The sequence below is a fragment of the Kribbella sp. NBC_01505 genome (assembly GCF_045040285.1).
GTDB lineage: Bacteria > Actinomycetota > Actinomycetes > Propionibacteriales > Kribbellaceae > Kribbella.
This window is the reverse complement of record NZ_CP109425.1, coordinates 9,712,073-9,727,978: the sequence shown is the minus strand read 5'-3', so window position 1 is coordinate 9,727,978 and position 15,906 is coordinate 9,712,073. Positions and strand designations below refer to the sequence as shown.

At 69.0% G+C, this 15,906-nt stretch carries 15 protein-coding genes; 14 read left to right on the top strand and 1 reads right to left on the bottom strand.

From position 1 onward, the window contains the following. The first annotated feature begins 7 nt into the window (after nt 1-7). The 4 genes from OG474_RS45190 to OG474_RS45175 all read left to right on the top strand — a co-directional run bounded on the left by OG474_RS45190 (nt 8) and on the right by OG474_RS45175 (nt 5,673). Entirely contained in the window at nt 8-814 is an 807-nt protein-coding gene (locus OG474_RS45190; RefSeq protein ID WP_405059878.1) for a GNAT family N-acetyltransferase, read from the top strand. Nucleotides 815-859: 45 nt separating this feature from the next. Beyond that, entirely contained in the window at nt 860-3,529 is a 2,670-nt protein-coding gene (locus tag OG474_RS45185; protein ID WP_405059877.1) for an accessory Sec system translocase SecA2, read from the top strand. Between the two features lie 77 nt (nt 3,530-3,606). Then, the gene (locus OG474_RS45180; protein ID WP_405059876.1) at nt 3,607-4,278 is read left to right on the top strand and encodes a VC0807 family protein; all 672 of its coding nucleotides are present in this window, start codon (nt 3,607-3,609) and stop codon (nt 4,276-4,278) included. Nucleotides 4,279-4,287: 9 nt separating this feature from the next. Continuing rightward, nucleotides 4,288-5,673, top strand: coding sequence for a replication-associated recombination protein A (locus tag OG474_RS45175; RefSeq protein ID WP_405059875.1), 1,386 nt, complete (start codon nt 4,288-4,290; stop codon nt 5,671-5,673). Here the strand turns inward: OG474_RS45175 and OG474_RS45170 are convergent. Next, nucleotides 5,670-6,092, bottom strand: coding sequence for a SitI3 family protein (locus tag OG474_RS45170; RefSeq protein ID WP_405059874.1), 423 nt, complete (start codon nt 6,090-6,092; stop codon nt 5,670-5,672). The genes OG474_RS45175 and OG474_RS45170 overlap by 4 nt on opposite strands. 132 nt (nt 6,093-6,224) lie before the next feature. On the opposite strand from OG474_RS45170, the gene OG474_RS45165 reads away from it, so the two are divergent. The 10 genes from OG474_RS45165 (at nt 6,225) to OG474_RS45120 (ending at nt 15,816) form a co-directional block, all read left to right on the top strand. Then, the gene (locus OG474_RS45165) at nt 6,225-6,635 is read left to right on the top strand and encodes a DUF948 domain-containing protein (protein ID WP_405059873.1); all 411 of its coding nucleotides are present in this window, start codon (nt 6,225-6,227) and stop codon (nt 6,633-6,635) included. Next, nucleotides 6,632-6,871, top strand: a complete 240-nt coding sequence (locus tag OG474_RS45160; protein ID WP_405059872.1) for a DUF6167 family protein — start codon at nt 6,632-6,634, stop codon at nt 6,869-6,871. The genes OG474_RS45165 and OG474_RS45160 overlap by 4 nt, the downstream gene beginning before the upstream one ends. Nucleotides 6,872-6,875: 4 nt before the next feature. Beyond that, on the top strand, nt 6,876-9,545 hold the full coding sequence (gene alaS / locus OG474_RS45155) for an alanine--tRNA ligase (protein ID WP_405059871.1): 2,670 nt from the start codon (nt 6,876-6,878) through the stop codon (nt 9,543-9,545). A 3-nt stretch (nt 9,546-9,548) separates the two neighbouring features. Beyond that, on the top strand, nt 9,549-10,007 hold the full coding sequence (gene ruvX, locus OG474_RS45150) for a Holliday junction resolvase RuvX (RefSeq protein WP_405059870.1): 459 nt from the start codon (nt 9,549-9,551) through the stop codon (nt 10,005-10,007). Then, entirely contained in the window at nt 10,004-11,176 is a 1,173-nt protein-coding gene (gene mltG, locus OG474_RS45145) for an endolytic transglycosylase MltG (RefSeq protein WP_405059869.1), read from the top strand. Before ruvX ends, mltG begins: the two co-directional genes overlap by 4 nt. 4 nt (nt 11,177-11,180) lie before the next feature. Next, on the top strand, nt 11,181-12,005 hold the full coding sequence (locus OG474_RS45140; protein WP_405059868.1) for a shikimate dehydrogenase: 825 nt from the start codon (nt 11,181-11,183) through the stop codon (nt 12,003-12,005). Continuing rightward, nucleotides 11,992-13,443, top strand: coding sequence for an FAD-binding oxidoreductase (locus tag OG474_RS45135; protein ID WP_405059867.1), 1,452 nt, complete (start codon nt 11,992-11,994; stop codon nt 13,441-13,443). The genes OG474_RS45140 and OG474_RS45135 overlap by 14 nt, the downstream gene beginning before the upstream one ends. A gap of 13 nt (nt 13,444-13,456) precedes the next feature. Continuing rightward, complete coding sequence (locus OG474_RS45130) at nt 13,457-14,494, top strand: DUF2330 domain-containing protein (protein ID WP_405059866.1); 1,038 nt, start codon at nt 13,457-13,459, stop codon at nt 14,492-14,494. 97 nt (nt 14,495-14,591) lie between these two features. Next, complete coding sequence (locus OG474_RS45125) at nt 14,592-15,050, top strand: RICIN domain-containing protein (RefSeq protein WP_405059865.1); 459 nt, start codon at nt 14,592-14,594, stop codon at nt 15,048-15,050. 58 nt (nt 15,051-15,108) lie between these two features. Continuing rightward, nucleotides 15,109-15,816 carry a prepilin peptidase gene (locus OG474_RS45120; RefSeq protein ID WP_405059864.1) on the top strand — a complete coding sequence of 236 codons (708 nt, stop codon included), beginning with the start codon at nt 15,109-15,111 and terminating at the stop codon, nt 15,814-15,816. Nucleotides 15,817-15,906: the final 90 nt, after the last annotated feature.

Sequence of the window (15,906 nt, the reverse complement as noted above, 5' to 3'; positions counted from 1 at the left end):
TGGGCAGATGACGCCTGACGAGCTGCTCGACGTGTTCCACCGCCGCATCCGCCTGCCGGACGCGGACACCATCCCCGGCTGGAAGGTCGAGCACGACGGCCTCGTGCATCGCTCGTACGTCGAAGGTGCCGAAGGCGCGGGTTTCGTCGAGACACCGCGTGGGCTGGGCGACGACCCGGACGCCGTGATCGCTGCCGAGCTGGCGTTCTTCCGCGAGCGCGGGCTCTCGTTCGAGTGGAAGACCTACGCGTACGACGAGCCGGCCGACCTCGGTGAGCGGCTCCTCCGGGCCGGGTTCAGCCAGGAGGATCCGGAGACGCTGATCCTCGGCGAGGTGGACCGGATTCTCGAGCGGCCGTCCGCGCTGCCCTCGAAGGCAGTCCTGCGCGAGGCGGAGGGGCCGGATGACTTTCACCGGATCGCCGTACTGATGGACAGCCTGTGGCACAGCGGCCTGACCGGGGTCGAGGAGCGGCTGGCGGCCGAGGCACGGATGTTCCCCGAGCGGCTGTCGGTCTTCCTGATCGAGGACGCCCTGCGCGGTCCGGACGGACCGGTCGCGTCGGCGGCCTGGATCCGGTTCCACCCGGGCACGGGCTTCGCCAGCCTCTGGGGTGGCGGCACGCTGCCGGAGTGGCGGCGGCAGGGTCTCTACAGCTCGCTGCTGGTGCACCGGGCCCGCCTGGCCAAGGAGCGTGGCTACGAATTCCTCCGCGTCGACGCCTCCGAGGACTCCCGCCCGATCCTGCAGAAACTGGGCCTCCACGGCGTCACCACCACCACGCCGTACGAGTGGAGCCCTGAGACACGCTGACCTGGTCAGCGGAACGACACGGCGAACCTGTACGTTGCCGTCATTATGGCTCTGAAAATCACCTCGCGCTTTCGCCGGCTGCTGCAGCGCCCCGGATCGATCAATCTCGGCCCTTACGAGCGGCTCTCGCAGCTGGTTCTCGAAGCGGAAGAGACCGTTGAGCCGCTGACCGACGAGGAGCTCACCGAGTCCGTCAGCGAGCTCCGGACCACCGGTGGGTTGCACGAGGACGAGCAGATCGAGTTCCTGGCGCTGGCCCGGGACGCGGCCCGGCGCACGCTGGGTGAGTCGGCGTTCGACGGTCAGATCGTGGGCGCGCTGGCGATGCTGCAGGGTCGCGTGGTCGAGATGGCGACCGGTGAGGGCAAGACGCTCGCCGGTGCGTTCGCCGCGGCCGGATATGCCGTGGGTGGCCGCCGGGTGCACGTGCTAGCGGTCAACGACTACCTGGCCCGCCGTGACGCGGAGTGGATGGCGCCGATCTACGAGCTGCTCGGGGTGACCGTGTCGCACGTCGGCCAGGCCTCCACGCCGGAGGAGCGGCGGACGGCGTACGAGGCCGAGGTTTGCTACGTGCCGGTCAGTGAGGTGGGCTTCGACGTCCTGCGCGACCGGCTCGTCACCGACGTGGCCGAGCGGGTCACCCAGACGCCGGACGTGGCGCTGGTCGACGAGGCCGACTCGGTGCTGATCGACGAGGCCCGGGTGCCGCTGGTGCTGGCCGGTGCGACCCGGACCGAGGAGCTGGACGACGACGTCGTACAGATCGTCCGCACGCTGCGCGCCGGGGTCGACTACGAGATCGACGGCGACGGCCGCACGGTCGCGCTGACCGACACGGGCACGGACAAGGTCGAGCAGCTGCTCGGGGAGATCGCCGCCGAGGCCAAGGCAGCCGAGGTCGAGGCAGCCGAGGTCGAGGCAGCCGCGATTGAGGTCCAGGACGAGGTCGAGGTCCAGGACGAGATTGAGGTCCAGGACGAGGTCAAGGCCGACACCGGCACCGACGCCGAGGACACCGAAGAAGGCGACAAGGCAGAGGCCGAGGAGGTCGAGGCCGAGCCGGAGATCCCCAGCTACAACCTGTACGACGACGAGAACCTCGACCGGCTGACCCAGATCAACGTCGCGCTGCACGCTGAGGTGCTGCTGCGCAAGGACGTCGACTACCTGGTCCGCGACGGCAAGGTCAGCCTGATCAACAACAACCGCGGCCGGATCGCCAAGCTGCAGCGCTGGCCCGACGGTCTGCAGGCCGCCGTGGAGGCGAAGGAGGCCGTCCCGGTCAGCGACTCCGGTGAGGTGCTGGACAGCATCACCGTGCAGGCGCTGATCAAGGGCTACAAGTCGCTCTGCGGCATGACCGGTACGGCGGTCGTGGTCGGCGAGTCGCTCCAGGAGTTCTACGAGGTCGAGGTGGCCGTCGTGCCGCCGAACAAGCCGAACGTCCGCAAGGACGCCGAGGACCGGCTGTACCTGACCGTCGAGCAGAAGAACGTCGCCCTGGTCGAGCACATCGCCGAGGTGCACGAGACCGGCCGCCCGATCCTGATCGGCACCCACAGTGTCGAGGAGTCGGAGCAGCTGAGCGACCGGCTCGAGGCCGCCGAGATCCCGCACGTCGTGCTGAACGCGAAGAACGACGCCGAGGAGGCGGGCATCATCGCCGAGGCCGGCGTCCCCGGCACGGTGACGGTCTCCACCCAGATGGCCGGTCGCGGTACCGACATCCGCCTCGGTGGCAAGGACGAGTCGCACGACAAGGACAAGGCCATCGAGCTCGGCGGCCTGTACGTGATCGGCACCGGCCTGCACGCGTCCCGCCGGCTCGACGACCAGCTGCGCGGCCGCGCCGGCCGGCAGGGCGACCCGGGCGGTTCGCTGTTCTTCGCGAGCCTCGGCGACGAGCTCGTCGTCCGGTACTCCGTCTCGTCCGGCCTCCGCCCGCACCCCGACGGCAGCGGCCGGCTCAACGACCGCAAGTCGGTCGGCATGCTCGACCACGCCCAGCGGGTCGCGGACGGCGCCAACGCCGAGCTGCACCGTACGACGTGGCAGTACCACCGGCTGACCGGTCAGCAGCGCTCGATCCTGCTCGCCACCCGCGAGGACGTGCTCACCGAGGACCTGGCGGCGACCGAGCTGTCCGAGCGGGTCAAGGAGAAGTACGACGAGCTGGTCGAGGAGCACGGCGAGGAGAAGGTGAAGGACGCCGCCCGGCGGATCGCCCTGCACCACCTCGACCGGAAGTGGACCGACCACCTGGCGTACCTGGCCGACCTGCGCGAGGGCATCCACCTGCGCTCGCTGGCCGGCGGCATCGTGCACATGAAGCCGATCGACGAGTTCAACAAGTCCGCGATCGCGTCGTTCGACACCCTGATCGCCGACGCCTGGAAGGACGCCGCCGAGACCTTCACCGAGGCCTCGATCACCGACGCCGGTCTGGACGAGGCGGCCTCCGGCGTACCGCGTCCGACCGCGACCTGGACCTACCTGGTCAACGACAACCCGTTCGGCACCGAGGCGGACCGGATCCTCGGCCGCCTCCGCAACGCCATCCGCCCGCAGTCCGGCGCGGAGGCCGAGGAGATCCTGCCCGAGGAGTTCGACGAGGACGAGCTGCCCGAGGAGCTGCGCGACGCCGACCTCCCCGAGGAGCTGCGCGAAGCGGACGACCCTGACGCTGACGACGAGAAGGACAGCAAGAAGTAGACCCTTCGACTTTGGTCTAGGGGCGACAGCCGTCGGGTCGATGCGGGCTCGACGGCCGGAAGTGGATCGTCAGGGGCATGTCCTCCAGACGCCACGGCCCACTGCTCCTCGTCGTCGACCTCGCGGCGCCGGCAGCGCTGTTCTACGGCCTTCGCGCGGCCGGCACGAGCGACGTGGTCGCTCTGCTGGCCGGGGCTGTGCCAGCACTGATCAACGCCGGGGTCTCGATCGCACGTGACCGCCGCGCCGACCTCCTCGGTACGGCGGTTGTGCTCGGCCTGCTCGGGAGCGCGGCCGTGGCGCTGCTCGGTGGTGACGCACGGGTGCTGCTGGTGCGGGGTGCCTGGGTGAGCCTGCCGTTCGCCGGAGTGGTGCTGTGGTCACTCCGGCATCCGCAACCGCTCTGCTACGTCGTCACGCGTGCGGCGCTGCCGAGGCGTGCTGCTGCGATGGACCGGCTGTGGGAGATCAGTCCGGCCTGCCGACTCGCCTGGCGCCGGATCACCGTGCTGTGGGGGATCGTCTCGATCATCGACGCGGTGATTCGGATCGTCACCGCCTACACGCTGCCGCTGGACGTCGTACCGGCTGTCGATCCGGTGATCACCGTGGCCACAGTGATCGTTCTGCAGGTGCCGACCCACCTCCTGCTGCTGCGAAGCGGCACCTGGCGCCAGGTCTTTGCTCCCAGGGGGCCGGATCCGGTGCTGTCCCGGCCGCTGAACGGGGATGTCGGTGCCAGTGGATAGTCTCTTGGGGTGAGTGAGGGTTTGTTTGATCTGCCGGGAGCTCCTGCGCCTGCTAGAGGCGGCGGGAGCCTGGCTGACGCGGACCATACGGCGGCGCCGCTGGCCGTCCGGATGCGTCCGCGCAGTCTCGACGAGCTGGTGGGGCAGCAGCATCTGCTGGCTCCGGGGTCGCCGTTGCGGCGGCTGGTGGAGGGTGACCAGCCGATGTCCCTGCTGCTGTGGGGGCCGCCCGGGACCGGGAAGACCACGATTGCGGCCGTCGTGTCGCACCAGACGAACCGGAAGTTCGTGGAGCTGTCCGCGGTGACGGCCGGCGTCAAGGACGTGCGCCAGGTGATCGATGGCGCCCGGCGCGACCTGGCCCGGCCAGGCGGAGCCGTCGAGACGGTGCTGTTCATCGACGAGGTGCACCGCTTCACGAAGGCCCAGCAGGACGCGCTGCTGCCGGGCGTGGAGAACCGCTGGGTCACCCTGGTCGCCGCCACCACGGAGAACCCGTTCTTCTCGGTCATCTCACCGCTGCTGTCCCGCTCCTTGCTGCTGACCCTGGAGTCCCTCACCGACGACGACATCTCGGTGCTGCTCGACCGCGCGCTGGTGGACGAGCGCGGGCTGAAGAGCGAGTTCACCCTCGCCGACGACGCTCGCGACCACCTGCTCCGGATGGCTGGGGGAGACGCGCGCCGCGCGCTCACCTACCTGGAGGCCGCGGCCGGCGGAGCCCGCGCCAAGAACACCGAAGTGGACGAGGCCGAGCCGGCGCTCATCGACCTGGAGACGCTCGAGACGGCGGTCGACCAGGCCGCGGTCCGGTACGACCGGGCGGGGGACCAGCACTACGACGTGGCCTCGGCGCTGATCAAGTCGATCCGCGGCTCCGACGTCGACGCCGCGATGCACTACCTGGCCCGGATGATCGTGGCCGGTGAGGACCCACGGTTCATCGCCCGCCGCCTGGTGATCTCGGCCAGCGAAGACATCGGCATGGGCGACCCGACCGCTCTCGGCGTCGCAGTCGCTGCCGCTGACGCCGTACAGCTGATCGGTATGCCGGAGGCGCGGATCAACCTCGCCCAAGCCGTCGTCGCCCTCGCGCTGGCCCCGAAGTCGAACGCGGTCATCACCGCCGTCGACGCCGCGATCGCCGACGTGAAGGCCGGCAAGATCGGCCCGGTCCCGTCCCATCTGCGCGACGCCCACTACGCCGGTGCCAAGAAGATCGGCCACGGAGCGTCGTACCAGTACTCCCACAACGACCCCCGCGGCGTCTCCGCCCAGCAGTACGCCCCCGACGTCATCGACGGCACCGACTACTACACCCCCACCCGCCGCGGCGGCGAAGCGGCGTACGCAGACCGAGTAGACGCCATCCGCAAAATCCTCCGGAACCGCTAGTCCTCCGGGTAGGGCATTCCTGCCCGGCGTTCGAAGGGCCAGGGCAAAAGCTCGGGCGCCCAGAAGCCGTCGCTGACCACCAGGTCGGTGCCTCGGCGGAGCAGCAGGATGCGTTCGTAGTCCTGCTGCAGTACGGCGTCGCCCGGATCCGCAGCCAGTACGGCGATCACGTGGCGCGCGATCTCCAGGTTCTGGGCCTGGAAGTCGGCGAACTTGTCGAGCCGGAAGCCGACGTTGATCCCGGGCTCGGTCAGCACGAAGTCGGCACGCCCGTCGGTCCGCACGGTGACGAGCAGACCGGTCGGGCTCTTGAACGCGAGCACCGGCGGATGCCACTCGACCTCGGGCAACCCCAGCAGCCGCCCGATCGCCTCCGGTGCCGCCGCCGTACAGAGCTGAAACGTGTACTCGATCGCCATCGGGACAGCGTAGGGGCCCGGTTTGGTGGGGGACTGTTATGTGGGGGATGGTGTCCTGAAGAGTTGTGCGGTATGGGCGCGCGATAGGGTCGTGCGGTCCACGAGGTCGCAACGGAAGGTGGATCGTTTTCCATGAGCGTCGGTGAAGTCGCAGGGCTGATAGCAGCCTGCGCACTGCTCATCCTGGTGGGCCTGCTGGCCTATCCGATCCTGAAGCTGGGCAAGGTGCTGGATGAGACCCGGATCATGGTGAAGGGAGTCTCCGACTCCAGTGTGCCGTTGCTGGGCGAGGTCACCACGACCGTCGCGACCACCAACGCGCAGCTGGCGAAGGTGGACACGATCACCGACAACGCGACCACGGTGACCACCAACGCGGCCGCGTTGATGTCGCTGTTCTCGGCGACCGCGGGCGGGCCGCTGGTGAAGGCGGCCGCGTTCACGTACGGCGTGCGCAAGGCGCTCGGTGAGAGCCAGCGCCGCGACGTCGGCCGCCGGGTGAAGGACGAGATGAAGGCCGAGCGGAAGGCGCGGAAACGGTGAAGCGGATCTTGTGGCTGATCATCGGGATCGCCGTGGGGGTTTACGCGGTGACCCGGCTGAAGAAGCGGGCCCAGGTGCTCGCTCCGGAGGCTGTGCAGGAGTCGGCGGCCAAGCTTGCCGCGGCGGTGCGGCACTTCGGTGACCAGGTCCGTGAAGGCATGGCCGAGCGGGAAGCAGAACTCAAAGACGCGCTAGGCATCGACGCCGCCGCGAACGAACGTGAGGACTACCGGTAACACCATGGAAACCAGTGAGATCCGGCGGCGGTTCCTGAGCTACTTCGAGGACCGCGGCCACACCGTGGTGCCGAGTGCGCCGTTGCCGTCGCCCGACCCGAACCTGCTGTTCAACGTGGCCGGCATGGCCCAGTTCGTGCCCTACTTCGTCGGTCAGCAGACCCCGCCGTACGCGCGCGCGACCAGTGTCCAGAAGTGCGTCCGGACGCTCGACATCGAAGAGGTCGGGAAGACCACCCGGCACGGCACGTTCTTCCAGATGAACGGCAACTTCTCCTTCGGCGACTACTTCAAGGAGCAAGCGGTCCAGTACGCCTGGGAGCTGGTCACGAAGTCGCAGGCCGACGGCGGCTACGGCTTCGACGAGTCCAAGCTCTACGCCTCGGTGTACTACGAGGACGACGAGGCGATCGACATCTGGAAGCGGGTCGCCGGGCTGCCCGACGACCGGATCGTCCGGCTCGGCATGAAGGACAACTTCTGGTCGATGGGCATCCCCGGCCCGTGCGGCCCGTGCTCGGAGATCCTGATCGACCGCGGCCCGGAGTTCGGCGCCGACCGGGACTGGGAGGCGGGCGACCGCTACCTGGAGTTCTGGAACCTGGTCTTCATGCAGAACATCCGCGGCGAGGGCGGCGGCAAGGACGGCTACCCGATCCTCGGCGAGCTGCCGAAGAAGAACATCGACACCGGTCTCGGCCTCGAGCGCGTCGCGTACCTGCTGCAGGGCGTCGACAACATGTACGAGATCGACGAGATCTTCCCGGTGATCGAGCAGGCCTCGGAGCTGACCGGCCGCAAGTACGGCGTGGACCAGGTCGACGACGTCCGCTTCCGGGTCATCGCCGACCACGTCCGCAGCGCGCTGATGCTGATCGGCGACGGCGTCACGCCGGGCAACGAGCAGGGCGGCTACGTCCTGCGCCGGCTGCTGCGCCGTGCGATCCGCTCGGTCCGCCTGCTGGGCTACGAGGACCCGAGCCTGGTCGAGCTGCTGCCGGTCAGCCTGCAGCAGATGAAGAAGTCGTACCCGGAGCTGGAGGCCGACTTCGGCCGGATCAGCCAGGTCGCCTACGCCGAGGAGGAGGCGTTCCGCCGCACTCTGACGGCCGGTACGACGATCTTCGACCTGGCCGTCAAGGAGACCAAGGCCGGTGGCGCGCACCAGCTCGAGGGCGCGAAGGCGTTCCAGCTGCACGACACCTACGGGTTCCCGATCGACCTGACCGTCGAGATGGCCTCCGAGCAGGGCCTGAACGTCGACACCGAGGGCTTCCGGTCGCTGATGAAGGAACAGCGCGACCGGGCCAAGGCGGACGCGCGGGCCAAGAAGGCCGGCCACGCCGACACCTCGGGCTACCGCGAGCTGAGGGAGTCCGGTGTCACCGAGTTCACCGGCTACCAGGAGCTGAGCACCGACTCGCGGGTTCGCGGTCTGCTCCGTGAAGGTGTCGTCGCGAACGCGGCCGAGCAGGGCGAGACCGTCGAGGTCGTGCTCGAGAAGACGCCGTTCTACGCCGAGTCCGGCGGCCAGATCGCTGACGAGGGCCTGATCGTGGCCGACGGCGTGAAGCTGAAGGTGCTCGACGTCCAGCGTCCGGTCAAGGGTCTGATCGTGCACAAGGTCGAGGTCGTCGAGGGCGTGCTGCGTCCGGGTCTCGACGTCCACGCGCAGGTCGACCACGAGTGGCGGGTGTCGGCCTGCCAGGCCCACTCCGGCACGCACGTCGTGCACGCGGCCCTGCGCCAGGTGCTCGGCCCGAACGCGCTGCAGAGCGGTTCGTACAACAAGCCCGGCTACCTGCGGCTCGACTTCGCCTGGGGCTCGGCGCTGGACCAGGCCACTCGCTCCGAGATCGAAGAGGTCGCGAACCTCGCCGTACGGCAGGACCTGCCGGTCGCGGCGCAGTACATGACACTGCCGGAGGCTCGGGAGTGGGGCGCGCTGGCGCTGTTCGGCGAGACGTACGACGAGCAGGTCCGCGTCGTCGAGATCGGCGGCCCCTGGTCGCGTGAGCTCTGCGGTGGCACGCACGTGAAGCACTCCTCGCAGGTCGGTGCGCTGACCATCACCAGCGAGTCCTCGGTCGGCGCCGGTGTGCGCCGCGTCGAGGCCTTCGTCGGCATGGACGCGCTGCGCTACCTGGGCAAGGAGCGCTCACTGGTCCGGCTGCTCAGCGAGAACCTGAAGGCCCGTCCGGAGGAGCTGGTGGCCAAGGTCGCCGACCTGTCCGAGCGGCTGCGGGCGGCGGAGAAGGAGCTCCAGCAGATCCGCGCCGCCCAGGTGCTCGAGGCTGCGGCTGAGCTGGCGAGCGCGCCGAAGGACGTCTTCGGCGTCCAGTACGTCGGCCACCGCGCACCCGACGGCGTGAACGGCGGGGACCTCCGCAAGCTGGCTCTCGACATCCGCGGCCGGATGGGCGAGGACAAGCCGGCGGTCGTGGCAGTCCTGAGCGTGAACGACGGCAAGCCCGGCATCGTGATCGCGCTGAACGACACCGCCCGCGAGTGGCGGCTGTCGGCCGGTGACCTGGTCCGCGTCGCGGCCGAGAAGCTCGGCGGCAAGGGTGGCGGCAAGGCCGATGTCGCGCAGGGTGGCGGCACGGACGCGGCCGGTGCCGAGGCGGCGCTGGACGCCGTCGAGTTCACCGTCGGTCAGCTCGTCACGGGCTGACGCGTGCGACTAGGCGTGCGGATCGCACTGGATATCGGCGACGCCCGGATCGGCGTCGCCAGCAGCGATCCGCACGGAATCCTGGCCACCCCGGTGGAGACGGTCCGCCGGGGGCCTGGTGATCTGGGTAGGATCGCGGCACTCGCCGCCGAACTGGAGGCGTTCGAGATCGTGATCGGGCTTCCACGCTCCCTGTCCGGGGGCGAGGGACCGGCCGCGGTGAAGATCCGGGAGACGGCGAAGCAGGTGCAGGACTTGGTGCAGGTGGGGAACGCAGCGCTCGCGGTGCGCCTGGTGGACGAACGGTTCACCACGGTCACGGCCGAGCGGATGCTGCGCGAACGCGGGAAAAAAGGTGCCAAGCGACGGGCCGTGGTCGACCAGGCCGCGGCGGTCGTGATTCTGCAGCACGCGCTCGATCTCGAGCGGGAGACCGGAAATCCGCCGGGGAGGCCCTTGTGACGAGACCGACGCCTGCCGACGACGACCTGGATCTGGGCCTGCGCCCGGAGAGCCGGGTGGAGCGGCGCGCGAACCGGCGCAAGCAGCGCGCCCGGCGCGGTTTCGGCTGTTTCGCGGTGATCATCTCGCTGCTGGTGGTGGGCTCGCTGGTGGGCGGCGCCGTGGTCGGCTTCGGCAAGGGCAAGGACGCGCTGGAGAAGATCTTCGCCGCCCCGGACTACGAGGGTGACGGCACCGGCGTGGTGACGGTCGAGATCACCAAGGGCCAGGGCGCGGCCTCGATCGCGGACACCCTGGAGAAGAAGGAAGTCGTCAAGAGCGCGAAGGCCTTCGAGCGGATCGCCCGCAACGACAACCGCTCCCTGCAGATCCAGGCCGCGACGTACACGCTGAAGAAGCACATGTCGGCCAAGGCGGCGTTCGAGCTGATGCTGAACACGGCCGAGTCGATCAAGGTGCTGCGCTTCAGCGTCGCGGCCGGTAAGACCAAGGCCGAGGTGATCAAGATCCTCGAGGCCGAGAAGCTGAAGCTGCCGGCCGGTTCGGCCGCCGCGGCGATGGGCAAACCGGCCACGCTCGGACTGCCGGCGTACGCGCACGGCAACCCGGAGGGCTTCCTGTTCCCCGGCACGTACGACGTGCCGAAGGGTGCGGACGCGACGACCATGATCAAGCTGATGACCGCGGAGTACGCGAAGAACGCGGCCGCGCTGAACTTCGTGAAGGTCGCCCAGGCGAAGGACCTCGATCCGTACCGCGCGCTGATCGTCGCGAGCATCATCCAGGGCGAGACGAACCGCAAGCAGGACTACGCCAAGGTCGCCCGGGTCATCTACAATCGGCTGCAGGCCGACCGGAAGCTGCAGATGGACTCGACCGTGCACTACGCGGTCGGCCGCGACGGCGGGGTCTTCACGACCAGCAAGCAGCGCGACTTCGACTCGCCGTACAACACCTACAAGTACAAGGGTCTGCCGCCGACGCCGATCACCTCGCCGATCAAGGACACCATGCGGGCGGCGATCAACCCGGCCAAGGGCCCGTGGATGTACTTCACGCTGATCAACCTGGACACCGGCGAGACCGCCTTCGCGACGACGGCGGCCGAGCACCAGGCCAACGTGGCGAAGCTGCAAGCGTGGTGTGCCGCCAACAAGGGCCGGTGCTGATCTCGTGACCCGTTGTGCCGTGCTCGGGTCACCGATCGCGCACTCGTTGTCGCCGGCGATGCACCGGGCCGCGTACGCCGAGCTCGGGCTCGACTGGCGGTACGACGCGTTCGAGGTGGGCGAGGACGAGTTGCGCGGGTTCGTCGCGTCGCTGGGTGACGACGTCCGCGGGTTGTCGCTGACGATGCCGTTGAAGCGGGTCGCGCTCGACCTGGTGGACACGGTCGACCCGATCGCCGAGCTGATCGGTGCCGCGAACACGATGCTGTTCGAGGCCGACGGGTCCCGGTCCGCGCACAACACCGACGTACCGGGGCTGGTGAACGCGTTCGCCGAGCGCGGCATCACGGTCGCGGATTCCGCCATCGTGGTGGGCGGGGGAGCGACCGCGGCGTCGACGCTCGCCGCTCTGCGGAGCATGAAGGTCAGCGAGGTGACGGTCGTGGTCCGCGACCGCTCGCGCGCCGACCGGCTGCTCGATCTCGCCGCCGAACTGGGACTCCGGACTTCGGTTGCGGATTTTTCCCAGATCGAGCGAACCGGAGGGTTCGATCTGTGCGTCTCAACAGTGCCTGGTGGAGCAATCGATCCCTGGGTGGAGCACTTCGCGAACGTCGCCCCGGTGGTGTTCGACGTGGCGTACCACCCATGGCCGACCCAGCTCGCCATCGCGGCGCACCGGATCGGTACAGAGCTGTTGAACGGGCTTGATCTCCTTGTGCACCAGGCGACTCTGCAAGTGGAGATGATGACTGGTAGGTCGCCGGCACCTCTGGCGGCCATGAGGGCCGCTGCCCGTGAGGAGCTCAACGATCGTGAGCCAGCTTGACCGCCGTACCGTTCTGAAGGCAGGCGGCGCCGTCGCCGCCATCGCCCTGACCGCTGCTCCCGAGGCGCTCGCGCAGACAGCCGCCGCGCCGAACTGGAACCGGTTGGCCAGATCGCTCAAGGGCGGCAAGCTCTTCATGCCCTCGACCCCTGGGTACGCCGCTGCTCATCAGCTCTTCAACCCGCGCTGGGATTCGGTGCAGCCGGCCGCGGTCGTCCGCGCCGCGAAGACCGCCGACGTGATCGCCACGATCAACTTCGCGCGTGACAACAAGCTGGTGCTGGTGCCGAAGGGCGGCGGCCACTCGTACGTCGGTGCGTCCGTGATCAGCAAGGGGATCCAGCTCGACGTCGGTGCGCTGCGCAGCATGACGTATGCCAAGAACGGCGTGCTGAATGTCGGCGCCGGCGCGAAGCTGTACGACGTCCACGCGTTCCTCGACAAGTACGGGCGTTCGCTGCCGACCGGGACCTGCCCGACCGTCGGTGTCGCCGGGCTCACGCTGGGCGGCGGGATGGGGATCCACACCCGCGCCTGGGGCCTGACCTGCGACCGCCTGATCGGGATGAACGTGGTCACCGCCGATGGCAAGGAGCGCGTGGTCAACGCGAAGTCCGAGCCGGATCTGTTCTGGGCGCTGCGGGGTGGCGGTGGCGGCAATCTCGCGGTCGTCACGGCGTTCCAGTTCGCGACCGTCCCGGGCCCGAAGCTCGGGTTGTTCCGGCTGACCTGGCCGGAGGCGAAGGCCGCAGCCGTCGTGGCCGGCTGGCAGAAGTTCATCCAGAAGGCGCCGAACACGGCGTGGGGCAACCTGCATCTCGATGCCAAGAGCAACGGAACCGTCTCGGTCCACGTGCTCGGCATCTCCACCACCGGGAACGCCACCGCCGCGGCCGCGCAGCTCGAGTCGTTCGTCGGCTCGAAGGCGGCCACGCGGTCGATCACGGTGAAGACGCACCTGGAGGCGGTGAAGTACCTCGGCGGCGGCACGACCAGCCCGCGCACCGGTTTCCTGGCGGGCTCCGACGTACTGCGGGCTCCGATGAACTCCACCTCGATCACCGCGCTGATCGGCGCGGTCAAGTCCGCGGCGCGCGCCAAGACTCCGGCCGCCGCGATCATCGACCCGCTCGGTGGCCAGGCTGCCAAGGAGCCTGCCGGCGGTACGGCGTGGCCGTGGCGCTCGGCGCTCGGCGTCATCCAGTGGTACGTCGGGACCGCCGCGCATCCGACGTCTGCCCAGCTCAAGGCCGCGCAGACCTTCATCGACCAAGGGCACGCGGCGGTCCGCTCGTTCTCCGCCGGTGGCTACGCGAACTACGCCGAGGCTCGTCGCGGCGTCGCGACGTACTACGGCAGCAGCCTGCCGCGATTGCGCTCGGTGAAAAAGAAGTACGACCCGAACGGCTTTTTCCACACTCCGTACACCTTCGTGTAGCTAGTCTCCCGCCATGAAGTCGTGGCGGGGGATTGCAGGAGTGCTGGCGCTGGGATTCGTGGCGGCCGGGGTGACCCCGGCCTGGGCGTGCGCCTGCGGCGGCTACCTGGCCAGTGTGGAGTCCCGGGCGCGGGCCACCGGCGAGAAGGCCCTGGTCCGGTACGACGAGCGTGGCAGCGAGGAGATCACGCTCTCGATGGCGATCAGCGGGTCGTCGAAGAAGGCCGCCTGGATCATGCCGGTGCCGAGCCCGGCCAAGCTCGAGCTCGGGGACGCGAAGCTGTTCTCGCGGCTGGCGGAGCTGACCGAGCCGAAGGTCATCGAGCATACGACGTACTGGCCGTTCCGTGGCCTCGGCCTGTTCGAGGGGGACCAGGCCCCGGGTGGGTCCGCGCCCGGCGGCGGCGTGAGCGTACGCGAGCAGATGACGCTCGGCCCGTTCGAGATCGCCCGCCTCGGTGGCAACAACGGGACCGCGGTGACCGACTGGCTGAAGACGAACGGGTACGTCGTACCGGCCAGTCTGGGCGCCAACCTGACGCCGTACGTGACGGAGGGCTGGGAGATCGTCGCGGTGAAGCTGGCCCCGAAGTCGGCCGACGAGAGCCTGACCGGGTCGACACCGCCGCTGCGGCTGACCTTCGCCTCCGACAAGATCGTCTACCCGATGCGGCTGAGCAAAGGCGCGACCACCCCGCAGGCGGTCACCGTGTATGTCGCGGCCCCGCATCGCGTCGACACCACCGTGCTGCCGGTCGCAGGCCTCCAGCCGGAGCTCCTGTACGCCGGTCGCGCGCAGGACCCCGCGATGGCGGCACCGGCCGACTTCCTGACCGCGTTCGAGGTCATCTATCACGAGCCGCAGCAGATCACCTCCGACTTCACCTTCGCCAAGGCCACGACCGACGAGCCGTACCAACGGGTCGAATACATCACCCGGAACGAGGCCGGCTGGAGCACGGCCGGCGTACTGGTCGTGCTGGTGCTGCTGATCGTCGGTGGTTTTGTGCTGTTCCGCAGGCGGTCCAGGCCTCAGGACCCGGCCGCCTGACAAGGCTGCCGCTGGCAGGTTCCGGCCACGAGCGTGGACGGAGAGTGAGCGCGTCGACACTTGTCGCGATAGCCGCCCACTCGAAAGGAACTTTCTGATGCGCAAGAAGCTGGTGTTGATCGGTGCGATGGCACTGACGCTCGTACTGAGCGTCGTCGTACCGAGCGGAACGGCGTTCGCCGCTTCCGGCAAGGTTCAGAGCGCGGCGACCGGGAGGTGCCTCGCCGCGGACTACGCGAATGTGTACACCTACGCGGGCTGCAACGTCGCCAACCAGATCTGGGCGTTCGACCTGGTGGGCTCCCCGCCGCCGTTGAAGGTGCGGATCCGGAACCTCGCTACCGGCCAGTGCCTGGCCAACCTCGACTACTTCCGGGTCTACATGGTCGCCTGCAACAGCGGCCAGGCCGGACTCACCTGGCTCCAGCTGGCGGACCCCGACCACTCCGCGTCGTACTACAAGAACATCAACACCAACAAGTACCTCTCGACGGACTACAGCAACAAGGTCTACCTGGCCGACGCGGTCTCCAACCAGAGTTGGCGGATCTTCTGACGCCAGTTGTCCACAGGCTCCCTGCGGACCGCCAGCGGATCGTCTAGGCTGCTGGATCGTGCCGGCTGACAACGCGTTGCTCGCCGCAGGGGTCGGGGTAGTCCTCTGCGGGCCGGCGGCGTTCTTCCTCGGCCCGTGGCTGATGCGAACGATTCCCGAGCCTGAGCTCGAAGAGGGCGACAGCAAGGTCTTGTACGCCGACCTGGCCGGACCGCGAGCGGCGTACTGGTGCGGTGGCCTGGCCGGCGTCTCGGGCGGACTGCTCGGCTGGGCGCTCGGCACGAATGCCGGGCTGGCCGCCTGGCTGCTGCTCGCGGTGGCCGGTGCGGTGCTCGGTTACATCGACGCCCGGACGCGATTCCTGCCGTCGGTGATCATCTGGCCGACGTACGGCGTGGTCGCGCTGGCGTTGGTGATCGCTGCGCTCGCGTCGGGGGAGTGGGGTTCGCTGCGCCGGGCCGCGATCGCGGGGGTGATCGGCTTCGGCGTGTTCTGGGTGCTGTGGTACGTGTTTCCGGTCGGGGTCGGCTTCGGCGATGTGCGGTTGTCCGGGCTGCTGGGGATCGCGCTCGGCTGGCTCGGGTGGGGCGAGTTCGCGAGCGGCCTGTACGGCGGGTTCCTGTTCGGTGCCGTGGTCGGGATCGTGCTGATCGTGGCGCGGGTGAAGACGCGCAAGGACATGGTCCCGTTCGGCCCGTACATGCTGCTCGGCGCACTCGCCGGGGTGTTCGTCGGCGATTCGCTGGCACGGCTGTACACCGGATAGTGCTGTAAACCATTCAGGGGAGGCTTGAGCTCCACCGGATGGGCGATGTGACGGGACCCTGAGTCTTCGTAGGTTCGAACCAGTCGAAAC

Coding starts and splice junctions, on each gene's coding strand:
- OG474_RS45170 (WP_405059874.1), bottom strand. CDS start 6,092: ATGGCGATCGAGTACACGTTTCAGCTCTGTACGGCGGCGGCACCGGAG.
- alaS (WP_405059871.1), top strand. CDS start 6,876: ATGGAAACCAGTGAGATCCGGCGGCGGTTCCTGAGCTACTTCGAGGAC.
- OG474_RS45180 (WP_405059876.1), top strand. CDS start 3,607: ATGTCCTCCAGACGCCACGGCCCACTGCTCCTCGTCGTCGACCTCGCG.
- OG474_RS45130 (WP_405059866.1), top strand. CDS start 13,457: ATGAAGTCGTGGCGGGGGATTGCAGGAGTGCTGGCGCTGGGATTCGTG.
- OG474_RS45185 (WP_405059877.1), top strand. CDS start 860: ATGGCTCTGAAAATCACCTCGCGCTTTCGCCGGCTGCTGCAGCGCCCC.
- OG474_RS45165 (WP_405059873.1), top strand. CDS start 6,225: ATGAGCGTCGGTGAAGTCGCAGGGCTGATAGCAGCCTGCGCACTGCTC.
- OG474_RS45190 (WP_405059878.1), top strand. CDS start 8: ATGACGCCTGACGAGCTGCTCGACGTGTTCCACCGCCGCATCCGCCTG.
- OG474_RS45125 (WP_405059865.1), top strand. CDS start 14,592: ATGCGCAAGAAGCTGGTGTTGATCGGTGCGATGGCACTGACGCTCGTA.